This window comes from Baaleninema simplex PCC 7105 (assembly GCF_000332355.1).
Lineage (GTDB): Bacteria > Cyanobacteriota > Cyanobacteriia > Cyanobacteriales > Geitlerinemataceae > Baaleninema > Baaleninema simplex.
The window spans coordinates 332064-343932 of record NZ_KB235958.1 but is presented as its reverse complement, the minus strand read 5'-3'; the positions used below and the strand labels follow the sequence as shown (position 1 = coordinate 343932).

Sequence of the window (11869 nt, the reverse complement as noted above, 5' to 3'; positions counted from 1 at the left end):
GCACACCAAGGCTAACGGATGCCAAAAAATAGCGTCGGCACCTTGACAAGCATTCCACAGATCGTCTAAATAGCGTCGTCCCATTTCGACAATACGTTGACTGTTGGCACGAATCCAATCAAACCCTTGACCTTTGGTATCCGTCCATTCTTTACCACTGTGCCAGTATTCGGGATCGCCACATAACGGAGTAAAATCGAGGCCGTAGCTGCGAACAAACGACTCAAATAACTGATGCGTTGCCACCTTAACTGTATGACCGGCCGCCTTCAGTTCGACGCCGATAGCAATGCCCGGTTGAACGTCTCCACGGGAACCGACTGCTAAGATTGTAATCCGTGCCATTTTTTGTCTTGAGTCGCAATTTTTCACGCTAAGCCATCTGACTGAAAAAAATTTTTCAGTCAGTACGAAGACGCCAAATTGATGTTCTGATAAAACCTCTATGTCTGATCTGTTCTTGTTACGAAACAGACGACTGATGGTAGTGCATTACGCAAACTGAGCGATCGATCTAAATCCGATTTTAGTCAAAACAAATCAAAACCTAGAGATTTTAGTAAGTTTCAGCATCTAACCGCCCACGGTATCCCATAGGATCGTGCGATCGCCATATATTTAAATATTTTGTAACGTTCTGATAGGCGATCGGTCGTATCGTATAAGGGGTGCATCTCAATGAGTGCAAAAACATCAGTTTTGGGTGGCAAAATTCCCGATTAGCACTTCCGGTATAAGATCCCCGGCATCTCCAAGATGCCGGGGATCTGGAAATTGAGTGCGCCCAATTCGATGAATTTACATTTTTGAGATGCACCCTCGTATAAGTTTGTTGCCTCTCGATCTGAATATCTTGCGTCAAACTCTTTCCTTATATTTCCTTAAGACCCGATAATTCACGGTCGAGAATGACATGAGCCAATCCTTCTGGCGTTCCCAAATCGATGTATTCTCCATCTTCAAAGAAAACAGTTCTGACATTTAATCCACGAGTAATCGCGAGGTTAAATATATTACCAATGGGCTGTTGTTGAGCTTCCAGTGAAATCGCCATATACTGATTCAGCAGTTTAGAAAACGTGGGAGACCATACTGCAATTCCCCAAGTGTTAAAAACACTCGATCCCTTGGGTTTGTCTAACACCTCGATCGCCTTACCGCTTGAATCAAAGCGAACCGGCCCTAACTGCTCGGGTTTAGAGGTTGGAAAAACGCCTAAAACCAAATCTGCTTGGGACGCCAAAATTTCCTCTCGAATAGCACGGATAGCATGAAAAGGATAGAAAATTGTATCTGGGAGAGCCAAAAAAACATAAGAATTTTTATACCATTGAAAGCCTTTATTAATTGCATCAGACAATCCATAAGGCTCTTTTTGATGCAAATAGGCTATATTGATATCGAAATCTCGACCGTCACTAAAATATTTAATAACTTCAGTTTTGCGATCGGAGATAACCGTCAATACAAATTGAATGTTAGCATGGCGCATCGCTTGAATAGAGTACTCCGCCGCCGCTCGAGGATAGACTCGTTTTCCATTCTCGCGATCGTCTGTTTTAAAAAAAACGGGCAACAACTCTTTCGCCTTAGTGGTGCAGAAAACTCAGAAGGGTCATAGGGATTGACAAAAAGCAGCCGTTCTGGAGAGAAGAGAAAATCAAGCGGTAGAAACCCGAGCGAACTCAAGGCGGAGTTGCAGATGTCGTCGCTTGCGCCTCGAGGCACAAGCCGTAGGAGGATTGCACCTGGGTAGAGGTGTTAAGAGAGGATAGCCCAAGCCGAGATAAAGGCGACGCTGAATCTCGCGCAACCCCAGTTGTAGAAAGCTCAAACCGCGCTGACTGTGCCAATCGAGGCGCTTTCGTTGCCCGTGAAACATCACCACAAGAGCCAGATGCACTGCCAGTAGATAGGCCAGAGCCAGTAACATCAGCAACCGACTCAGAGCCTCTGCCGAACGCAGGCGAGAACGCAATAAATCGAAAGCTGCCGATTTGTAGTCTTTGAAAAGGGGTTCGATGGCACCAAAGCGTTGGCCGTATTCCGAGAAGGTTTGAAGAGAGGGGTCTTTGTCCGTGACCAACGACCAGGCTTCCCCCGCCTGAGACAGGTTGGCCAGGGCCAGATGACAAGGAATCTCGTCGCGAACTGTAACATGGCGGTAGAAGCGAGCTTCCTCCTTAGGGGGCAGCAGTTGGGAGACCGGATAACGCCGACCGTTCTTCAAAGACACCAGCAAGTCCGATTGAGTGCGAATACACCAATGCCATTGATGCTGCTGACACCAATCCATTAGAGCCAGATGCTCGAAACCTCGGTCTGCCAGCAAAGTGACCGTACAGTCCGAGGGAAGAACTTCTCGAGCTGACTCTAACACCGGACGGTAGGCTTCAAAGGAGACGCTGGCGCTGGCATGTTCGATGACCTCTTGAGCTAGAGGAATCGAGCGTCCTCCCCAGACGAGACTCACCTCCATCAGACAGTATTGATTCCAGAACAGGCTGGTATCTAAGGCCAGAGTCACCTCCATGCCCTTCCATCGAGACAGCCACACTTTCATGACTTGTTGAAAGTAGTCTTGAGAGGTCACCGCCGGATTGTTTAGGAGGTACTCCAAGCGAGCCATGTGACTGCGCCCCTGACAATTTCGGTGGCCTAGATAGGGTAGCCAGTGACTTAGGCAGGCACTTCCCGATTGCAAGATGGCGGCTACCACTTCCGAGACTCCTCGTAAATGTCGTTGGTCTTTGGGCTTAACCCATTGACTTAGCTGGTCTTCAAGTTGACGATAGAGATGAGGGGTCATGATGCTGATGTGCTAGTTGAGGAACTCGAACATCGCATCTGACCCCTCTTTTTGTCTACCCCCTTTTTCTCAAATCCACTCCCTCTCTCACTTTCAGGAGTTTTCTGCACCACCAAGACTCTTTCGCATATCGAAATGGTTGCAAGCGAGACCCCAATCCGGCTGCGGGTAATATTCCAATAAACTCGTTCATAGAATTTTATCCAGATGCTTTTGTCTTTTTTAAACTTCAAACATTGACCTAAAATACTTTCCTAGAACAGCTAGCATTTAGGAACAAGAGCATAGCTTTGAGTGACTTCAAGCTCTTTCGATCGCTGCTGTACGATACCGCGATCGCCTTTCAATTTTTTAGCTAAGCTTGGCTTCTTCTCTGAATAGCAAATAGAGAGAGCGTCCCGAAAAAAGCAACGAGACAAGCGATCGCCAGCGTCTCTAAATCTTGGGTTGTACGATAGACCACGATCGTCGTCACGGTCAAACTCAACGCGATCCACATCGTCACTGCACCCGTAACGCGACGGCTCATCGAGCCTAAGATGGGGAGTATGTCGAGCACGACATTAATCGGTTCGACGATCGCAGCGAAACCACCCCACATCATTACAAATCCCACAAATCTAAGTATCCAAGTAAAGTACAAATCTTCTTTTTCGATCCGAGCGTTCGTCGTTTCGCGATTTGAAGGAAAAAGACGGTATAGACTATGATTGTTGCTGTGAACGTAGGGAACGATGCGGTTATTGGCTTCGAGTTGACCCATCACCGTTGCCGTCGTATTGGCGGGAAAAACTGCATAACGAATGCGTAAGTCTCCCACCTTTGGATTTGCAATGTTATATTGAGATTTATAGAGATAACTTCCCGAAACTTCAGTGTCTGGCGCGAAATTCAGGGTTTCTGGACTCGGATAAATTGGGGTTCGCGTAGGGATATCGTTGTATCCCACCATAGAGTTCTCGTTAAATGCTTCAATTACACCACTGACCATCGGATCGTCAAACTGGGTCATATCAAGCTCGTAAATACCAATTCGTGCCCGAGACACTTTACGAGAGCCATTGGGAATAGCTGGCTTGGGATTATTGTGGTTTTCTGGCTTTAAAAAACGGCTTGAATCTGCACTTTCTGTTATTTTTCGGCGATCGGTTCTCGATATCGTCTTCGTACTCTTTAACTTGCCAATCGGCTTCCACTTTTGAAAATAAGTTACCGTTGTTTTTCGTGTTTCAGAACCACCGACATTGATTTTCGATTCAACTTCGCGACGTTCGACCCAAACATACATATCGACCGATCGCGCCATAGCAATGTAGGGAGCGGGTTTGAGAAAAAATTCATCTCCTAATAACTCCGAACTGCGAATAATTCCCGTCGTTGCAACCGGTTTACCGATATGCCCGATGTTAGGCGTTTCCGAAGAAATTTGGACGGTACTGAGGGCGACTTTGTTCAGATCTGATTGTCCTTCGTTCTGAATTAAAATAAAAAAAGATAGAACAATTAACAAGATTCCCATTAGGGACAGCATGAAGGAATTGGTCAGTCGATCCCACCAACTCACCTCTCGAACTTCGGTGTACTCCTCAAAATCAGCTTCGCGATCTTCAGATTCAAACATGACCGGATGAGTTCAAACAAGTCGCCCCCATCTTGTCACATCTTTTTCAAAGTGACCTTAAGTATTTCGACTTACGCTCGTAGAAACTTCGTTGCAAACCTTTAAAGGTTACACAAGCGAAATCCGGCAAAAATCTGCCGAATATGGGGATAATACCAATTGCGAAACGCACTCCGTAACGCCCAAGGTCGCGTCGCCCAACTTCCCCCGCGCAGAACGTAATGTTCCCCGTCGAAATAGTCTTGAGAATAGCCCTTATAGGGAAAAAATTCAAAACCTGAATAGCCGTCGAAGATCGTCGTCGTCCATTCCCAAACGTTGCCTAACATATCCCAACAGCCCACCGAAGACACACCGTCGGGATAGGCATCAACTGACGTAGTTCCTCGGTTAAACAGACGGTGATTGCAACGAGACGCATCGGGGAAGTCGTTCCCCCAAGGATACACCTGACTATCTCCCGTTTGCGGGTTCCAACGGGCAGCTTTTTCCCATTCCGCTTCCGTGGGGAGTCGCTTTCCGACAAACTTCGCGTAGGCGTTGGCTTCGTACCAACTTACACCACAGACTGGATAGTTGTCGAATTCTGGATCGTTCGTCCAATACAACGGCGTCGAGATGCCGTTTTCGCGAATCCAGCACCACCCCGAATCAGACCAATATTGCGAGTTGTCGTATCCCCCCACTTCGATAAACTGTCGATATTGACCGCAAGTGACGGGATAGCGATCGATCTCGAATTCTTCCACAACCCGACGATGGCGAGGTCGTTCGTTATCCGCCGCCTCTACTCCATCGTTGCCCATCTCGAACTCGCCGCCGGGAACCGTCACACTATCGAATTCTAGCCGCGAGTTCGACCCCGATTTGGAAAACGGTAAAGCCGATAAATTCTGTTGTTGCAATACCAACGCCACCGTTTCGCTGTGTTGGCTTTCGTGTTGCAAAATAAACCACCACAGGTTCTTTTGTTTCTCGAGCGGAGCAATTTCGAGATAGTTAAATACCTCATCTCGCACCCGTTGTAAATAGTCGCAAATGTCCTCGAAACTGGGCAGCTTCACCCGTTCCGTTTTCGGTAAGCCATCGGCGGCGTACAACCGATGAAACTGAGGCTGCATCGGCGAAGTTCCCGCCAAATGCCGTAACAGCCACAATTCCTCCGTAAATCCGATATGTCCCAAGTGCCACCCCGCCGGACTGAATTCGGGGTGAGACTGACAGCACAACGCAGCCTCATCAAGTTCTGCAAACTGTTTGAGAGTGGTTTGGCGACATTGGGTAAAGGCGTCGCGGAGGATGGCTTGGGTGGAATTAGTCGAATTAGTCGAGATAGTACCAGTCAAACTCACGGTTTTCTCCTACACACACGAGGCTTCCATCTGCAAATGCTTGCCAGTTCCCCGGAAATAAGGGTTCTGAGGCAATTAAGACGGCGTCCGGAAACGCGGCATCGTCTTTTATCCAATACAGGGAGGGGGCGCTGCCGTGGTTGGCGAAACGACTGGCGACGAGGCTGCGTCCGTCGCTGAGAACCAGGTTCGCCGAGAGACGGGTGTTGTGGGTATCTGCCAGTTGTCGCAACTCCAGCAGTGTAGCTTTCAAGGCTTGATGTAGCGTCCAGTTGGGATGAGTTTGCCAGGTGTGCAACAGTAGGACGAAGATATGTTCGGAGTCGGTACTACCGTGGATGCTTTGGTAGAGTTCGTCGCTGAGGCGTTCTCGGATGGGGCGATAGAGGGTATGGCGGAAGTTTTGGATACAGCCGTTGTGAACGTAGGTGAGGTTTTGGGAAACAAAAGGCTGACAGTTGCTCAAATCGACGGCTTGTCCGGGGGTTGCACCGCGAACGTAGGCGAGAATGCAGTCTGAGACCACGTAGCGACTGAGGGAGTCGAGATTTACGTCGCTCCAAATCGGTAATAGACTTTTGTAGGTGAAGGGGTGCGATCGCTCTGTCTCCGACCGAGAATCGTACCAGCCAATCCCGTAACCGTCGGCATTGACGACTCCCGAGGTCATTTCGCGGGGTTCGTAACTTTGGACGACGAGGGAGTGTTCGGGGTCGCACAGCACGCGAGAGAGCTGTACGGACTCCCCGAGATAGCCCAACAAACGACACATGGAGCGATGGGGTAAATTTGTCCCTCCGATCCTAGTTCAAAACGGTTTTGTTGGAAACGTTTCCTTCGGCATCGACATCGTAAAATCACGGGAATTCCCGTCGCCAGTAGGGGTGGTTAACTCTCCGTGCGGGAAGTCCGACGCTCTACCCGAGGCGGGAAAGCGGTGGCCGGGAAAGCGAGGTCGGGGTTGGCGCTATACTAATCAGTAGTGTTGGAACTCCAGCAGCCAACGCGATAACCAAGTGTCTAGATTTCAGCCTGCGGAAGGCGGGTGTCTGCCTGTGGACGCTGTATAAGACCCAACTGTAATCTTACAGTGAGGCAACGGCGGATGAAGCAGGAAGCCCACATCATTAATTTTTGATTTGATGTTGGGTACTTCACAATAAAGATACACTGGGACGAGCCGTCCGACGGAAGTGGCGTTGCGATCGCCGTTTTCTCGGAAACGTTTCAGTTCGCAGTCGATTCGAGCGACCGTTACATGGACTTTCCTACCGATCCAGGCTCTCAGTATCCCATTTTCGGACCGGAAATTAAGTGTCCTCACTGTCGGCAAACGATTCCCGCACTGACACTGACAGACACCTATCTCTGTCCGCGTCACGGCGCGTTCGAGGCCAGCCCTACATCGGGAGAATTGGTTCATCTACAGTCGAACCGACATTGGCGGATGTGGAACGGGGAGTGGTATCGCCAGCATACCCACCCCGATGGCATTCGCTTTGAAATTCACGAGGCTCTCGATCGACTTTATACTCAGGGCTACCGCGCCACCCGCGTTATCGTTGCCGAACGCTACAAGGAACTTATCGGAGCCTATCTCGAGCGCAGCACCCCTTGGCGCGATCGCCCCGATTCTCCTCCACCGAAACTTTACGGACTCCCCGTCGAGTTCAGCCCCACCGCCGAGGACGATCCCTGTTGGGCAGTCATCAATTTCGACTTGGAAAAAGAACCCGGCGTTCCGGTTCGCTATCCCTACTTCCGCCTCTTCGATTGAAATGAGGAGAGGAGATGAGGAGATGATGTCCTCTTGTCTCCCCCTCTCCCCCTCTCCCCCTCTGTTCATGCACCACGCTTCCATTCGCACTGCTGACATCCACCGCGCGATCGCCTTTTACGAACTGCTGGGATTTGCCGTCAGCGATCGCTTCACCACGGGATACACCCTCGCCTGCTGGATGGAAGGATCGAACGGACGCATCGAACTGATTCAAATTCCCGAACCGAAACCTGCCCCGGATGCGTTTTCTGACGAGCATTACGTAGGCTACTATCACCTGTCCTTCGATTTGACAGAAGCGGTATCGGATTTACCGAGTTGGTTGGAGAACCTCAAAACCCGCTTCGCCACTCTCGCCGAGGACAACCCCGAACTCGTGAGTCCGCTAACGGTTCTCCTCGAACCCCAACAGCAACAAATCGGCGATCGCGTTTACGAAGTTGCCTTTATCGCAGACAGCGACGGCTTACCGTTAGAGTTTCTCCGCCAACTCAGTACGTGAAGTTTTCAGGTAAACCGTTCTATCTCCCCTCCTCCAGTCGTCTCGTCACCTTCCCTTTTTCGCTTTAACAAGCAGCTTGCAGGAGTGCTTCCGGCAGTGGTGACGGTCGATCGATGGGAGCGACAACGGCTTGCGTGGGAATTTCGAGGGTAAAGGTGGTTCCTTTTCCGGGTGTTGAATGACAGCGAATCTCGCCCCCATGTCGTTCGACAACAATTTGATAGCTAATGGACATTCCCAATCCCGTTCCAATACCGATGTCTTTGGTGGTGAAGAAGGGATCGAAAATGCGTTGGCGCACGGATTCGGACATCCCCGTCCCGTTATCGGAGATCGAAACGTAAACGCGATCGCCCCCGACGAGGCCAGTTTCGATCGAAATCGCGGGAACGGCTTGCAAGTGCGAGGTTTGAGCAAAACGGCGGCGATCGCTCAAGGCGTCGATCGCGTTCGAGAGAATATTGGTAAATACTTGGTTGAGCTGTCCGGCGTGACACTCGACCTCGGGTAACTCGCCGTAAGATTTGACGATTTCCACAGCGGCGAGATCGGGTTTGGCTTTGAGACGGTGTTGCAGAATGGTCAGGGTGTTATCGATTCCCTCGTGCAGGTTCACCGCTTTCACTTCAGCTTTGTCGAGGTGAGAGTAGTTCCGCAGCGATCGCACGATTTGCTGGATGCGTTCGGTTCCCACCCGCATCGAATCCACCAGTCGCGGTAAATCCGATCGAATAAAGTCGAGATCGGTTTCTTCGATCGCCGTTTCGATTTCTGGAGGAGGATCGGGCAGTGCCTTGTCGTACAGTTGGATCAATTTCAGCAAACTGTCCGTATACTCAGCAAGATAAGTCAGATTGCCGTAGACGAAGTTGATCGGGTTGTTGATTTCGTGGGCGACTCCCGCCACCAGTTGTCCCAAACTCGACAACTTCGCTTGCTGCACCAGTTGCGATTGCGTTTGTTGGACTTGCTGAAGCGCCCTGGCTAAAAGGTTGGACTTTTCTCTCGCTCTAGCTTCGGACGCTTGGAGTTGTTTCTGAAGCCGTCGTTGGTTGAGTTGGTTCTCGACTCTCACCAAAACTTCGGCAAACTGGAACTGTTTGCTGATATAGTCCGAACCGCCCACTTGAAACGCTTTAATTTTGTCGATGGCTTCATTGCGGGCGCTAATAAAAATGACCGGAATCTCGCGGGTTTCAGACGAGGCTTTCAAATGTCTACAGACTTCGTAGCCGTCCATTCCCGGCATGGTGATATCGAGCAAAATCAGATCGGGGTTTGAGTCTACGGTCGATCGCACCGCCTGATGGCTGTCAGTTACGGTTTGCACGTCGTAACCGTATTTCCTCAGCATCGCGGCCAGCAGATAGGGAGAGTCATCTACAATGAGAATGCGGTTGTTGGACAGCTCGATGGGATAGCTGAGCAACTCGTCGATATTGGCATTTGTAAGAAGTTCTTCTGTCATAGTCATACCTTCTAACCCCTTGTTGGTTAAGTCTGTTGTAACGTCGTTTACAAGTTGCAACTTTTACAAGTGTTGGAAATCTAAAATTTGTAACACTATAACAACACCGAAGATATTAGGGAGCGAATACTTGAGTGGTCGGCCGCGATGCTGTCCTCAGATAGTCAGACCCGCTTCGATCGCCTTTATCCTCAAAAAAGTCTCTTTACTTCTCCCCCGTGTTTTTTTAATTGTAATAGATTGCAGACATTATAACTGAATTGTTTCGTTCGTAAAGTGTAAAAAAATACTAAAGTTTAATTGTTTTTTCTGTGAAGTTGTTTCGAGTCGCCCCAAGTCAAGCCAGGACTAATATGAGGTAAAGACTTGGTAAAGCCGATCTCGTCAAATAAAAGCTGTAAGTCTCGCAACATTTTTTTTATTTTTGTTTCTTTTTTTACAAAAAGTATACAAATAGATACGAAACCTTGGGCAAATAAACGATCGACTTTCGTACAGTTTAACCTTCTAGAAGAGCCGCCTGTCTAGTGAGAAATATACGTTGTTTAAAGGCTTCAGAAACACCGAGACTTCGCTCCGAAAATTCACTGAATTCCTATAAAGCTGATTTGCGTGTTTTTACAGAGCGCGCGATCGCTCGAGTTTCGACGTCCAGAACCAAAGGTGGCAAAATAGACAAAGCCGATCGAATTAACCCGAGATGAGTTTGGAGAAATCGAGATGACGATACCCAATCTGCACCCGATCGTTCGGGGGTCGATCGTTCTGGCGATCGCCCTCTTCATCAACCTCTACAACACCGGAATTGCCGCAGCTTCGAATCAAACTGCCATCGCCCGCGTCGAGACCACCGAAGTCCCCGTGAGCCTCGGCAGCGCGGCCGACGAATTAAAATTCTTTCCTAACAACTTCGAGTTCGTCGCCGGACGCACCTACAAACTCGTTCTCGATAACCCCAGTCCCCAGAAACACTACTTCACCGCCAAAGATTTCGCCGATGCCAGTTGGACGCGTAAAGTCGAAGCCGGAAACGTTGAAATCAAAGGCGCGATTCACGAACTCGAACTCAAACCCGCCTCCGTTGCCGAATGGGTGTTCGTCCCCGAAAAACCGGGAACCTACGATTTGCGTTGTACCATCGCCGGTCACGCCGAAGCGGGCATGACGGGAACCATTCGCATCGTGACAGGGAAGAGGTGATAAGGAGAAATACTTCCTCGTCCCCTCTTCACCGGCCGCTTAAATTCAAAAAATTTCCTAACGCCTCCACCATCCGAGGTGGCCAGCGACGTATCCGCGCCACCCACTCTAAATCGCCGTAGCGGGAATCTAACCCGTAAGCAGCGACCCAGTTACTTTCAGCTTCTCCGAGGCTTCCCTTCGCCCACAAACTCGCCGTCAAAGCCGCTCGCATATCAGCAAACTGGGGGTAACGACGTACGATATTTTTCATGCGACGCACGGCTTCATCGGTTTTTCCAATTTGATAGAGAGCGAGAGCGTAATTGGCGCGGGCGAAGGCGAAATCCGGGGCGAGTTCCACCGCTGTTTTGTAATCGGCGGCGGCGTCTTCCCAATTCCCCCGTCCGGCTTTGGCGTTTCCGCGATTGTTGTAAGCAGCGGGATCGTCGGGGGAGAGGTCTAATACGCAATTGTAATCGGCGATCGCGTCGTCCCAGCGTTGCAAGGCTTCGTACACCGTGCCGCGATTGAGATAGGGGTCGGGAACCTCTGGAGCCAGTTCGATCGCCCGGTTATAGTCGGATAAAGCCGCCTCGAGATGGTTTTGGCTGACGCGAACGTTACCCCGATTGCTCCACAGGGCAGGATTGTCGGGAAACTGTTCGATCGCTTCGCTCCAGCGATCTTCGGCTTCGACGAAATTTCCCTGTTGGCTCGATCGCATGGCGCGATCGAAAACCTGTTCTAACTGCTCGAACTGAATTTCCGTCAGATGGGTTTGAGCCAACGCCGTCGGAACGCCCGTCCACAACCCTACAAACCACCACACCAACGCGATCGACGCCGTAACGATCCAACCCACAACCTGTTCTCCTCGATACAGACAATTTCTAGTGATTGTATCCTGAGAGGGTGACAACATAGCTAGACCCCCTGCCTCACAAGGGATAGAGCCTCTAGCCCTCGTTGAAAATGGAGAGATTTGTGAGGCTTCAACGCCATGAGCGCCAACATCCAATCTCTCCAGAGCAGCAGGGATTGACTCCAAGCATAACCGGATAATCCGAGGGAAAAAACACTATGATGAGGAAAACCTTGAGGGGTCAGGTCTGAACGACCTAAATAGGATTGGACGTGAGATTCAAGGAGACGCTG

11 protein-coding genes and 1 pseudogene are annotated in these 11869 nt (G+C 49.9%); 3 read left to right on the top strand and 9 right to left on the bottom strand.

What is annotated here, in order from left to right; translation table 11 throughout:
- From GEI7105_RS0103480 to egtC, 6 genes are all read right to left on the bottom strand, one after another.
- A partial coding sequence (locus GEI7105_RS0103480) for a glycosyltransferase (RefSeq protein ID WP_026097395.1) occupies positions 1–345 on the bottom strand: 345 nt, incomplete at its 3' end.
- 526 nt (positions 346–871) lie between these two features.
- On the bottom strand, positions 872–1576 hold the full coding sequence (locus GEI7105_RS0103475; RefSeq protein ID WP_144053652.1) for a sugar phosphate nucleotidyltransferase: 705 nt from the start codon (positions 1574–1576) through the stop codon (positions 872–874).
- Positions 1577–1660: 84 nt separating this feature from the next.
- Positions 1661–2812: a transposase gene (locus GEI7105_RS0103470; protein ID WP_026097394.1), complete on the bottom strand. Its 1152-nt coding sequence runs from the start codon at positions 2810–2812 to the stop codon at positions 1661–1663.
- Positions 2813–3164: 352 nt separating this feature from the next.
- Positions 3165–4430: a TMEM43 family protein gene (locus tag GEI7105_RS0103465; RefSeq protein ID WP_017659094.1), complete on the bottom strand. Its 1266-nt coding sequence runs from the start codon at positions 4428–4430 to the stop codon at positions 3165–3167.
- A 101-nt stretch (positions 4431–4531) separates the two neighbouring features.
- Complete coding sequence (gene egtB / locus GEI7105_RS0103460) at positions 4532–5782, bottom strand: ergothioneine biosynthesis protein EgtB (protein WP_017659093.1); 1251 nt, start codon at positions 5780–5782, stop codon at positions 4532–4534.
- Positions 5754–6554: an ergothioneine biosynthesis protein EgtC gene (egtC, locus tag GEI7105_RS0103455; protein ID WP_017659092.1), complete on the bottom strand. Its 801-nt coding sequence runs from the start codon at positions 6552–6554 to the stop codon at positions 5754–5756. The genes egtB and egtC overlap by 29 nt, the downstream gene beginning before the upstream one ends.
- A 486-nt stretch (positions 6555–7040) precedes the next feature.
- Between egtC and GEI7105_RS0103450 the strand changes: the two genes are divergently transcribed.
- Together GEI7105_RS0103450 and GEI7105_RS0103445 are read left to right on the top strand one after the other, a co-directional pair.
- Positions 7041–7559 carry a TIGR02652 family protein gene (locus GEI7105_RS0103450; RefSeq protein WP_017659091.1) on the top strand — a complete coding sequence of 173 codons (519 nt, stop codon included), beginning with the start codon at positions 7041–7043 and terminating at the stop codon, positions 7557–7559.
- A gap of 67 nt (positions 7560–7626) precedes the next feature.
- Positions 7627–8064, top strand: coding sequence for a VOC family protein (locus GEI7105_RS0103445; RefSeq protein ID WP_026097393.1), 438 nt, complete (start codon positions 7627–7629; stop codon positions 8062–8064).
- A gap of 64 nt (positions 8065–8128) precedes the next feature.
- Here GEI7105_RS0103445 and GEI7105_RS0103440 read toward each other — a convergent pair whose 3' ends face one another.
- Positions 8129–9532 carry a sensor histidine kinase gene (locus tag GEI7105_RS0103440; RefSeq protein WP_017659089.1) on the bottom strand — a complete coding sequence of 468 codons (1404 nt, stop codon included), beginning with the start codon at positions 9530–9532 and terminating at the stop codon, positions 8129–8131.
- Between the two features lie 720 nt (positions 9533–10252).
- On the opposite strand from GEI7105_RS0103440, the gene GEI7105_RS0103435 reads away from it, so the two are divergent.
- Positions 10253–10732, top strand: coding sequence for a cupredoxin domain-containing protein (locus GEI7105_RS0103435; protein WP_017659088.1), 480 nt, complete (start codon positions 10253–10255; stop codon positions 10730–10732).
- Between the two features lie 28 nt (positions 10733–10760).
- Here the strand turns inward: GEI7105_RS0103435 and GEI7105_RS0103430 are convergent, their stop codons facing one another.
- Complete coding sequence (locus GEI7105_RS0103430) at positions 10761–11576, bottom strand: tetratricopeptide repeat protein (RefSeq protein ID WP_017659087.1); 816 nt, start codon at positions 11574–11576, stop codon at positions 10761–10763.
- A gap of 62 nt (positions 11577–11638) precedes the next feature.
- A pseudogene (locus GEI7105_RS39400) lies at positions 11639–11869 on the bottom strand (IS4 family transposase); the annotation flags it as partial.

Excerpts from the sequence above, each read along its gene's own strand:
- GEI7105_RS0103465 (WP_017659094.1), bottom strand. The coding sequence starts at position 4,430 with ATGTTTGAATCTGAAGATCGCGAAGCTGATTTTGAGGAGTACACCGAA.
- egtC (WP_017659092.1), bottom strand. The coding sequence starts at position 6,554 with ATGTGTCGTTTGTTGGGCTATCTCGGGGAGTCCGTACAGCTCTCTCGC.
- GEI7105_RS0103450 (WP_017659091.1), top strand. The coding sequence starts at position 7,041 with ATGGACTTTCCTACCGATCCAGGCTCTCAGTATCCCATTTTCGGACCG.
- GEI7105_RS0103445 (WP_026097393.1), top strand. The coding sequence starts at position 7,627 with ATGCACCACGCTTCCATTCGCACTGCTGACATCCACCGCGCGATCGCC.
- GEI7105_RS0103440 (WP_017659089.1), bottom strand. The coding sequence starts at position 9,532 with ATGACAGAAGAACTTCTTACAAATGCCAATATCGACGAGTTGCTCAGC.
- GEI7105_RS0103435 (WP_017659088.1), top strand. The coding sequence starts at position 10,253 with ATGACGATACCCAATCTGCACCCGATCGTTCGGGGGTCGATCGTTCTG.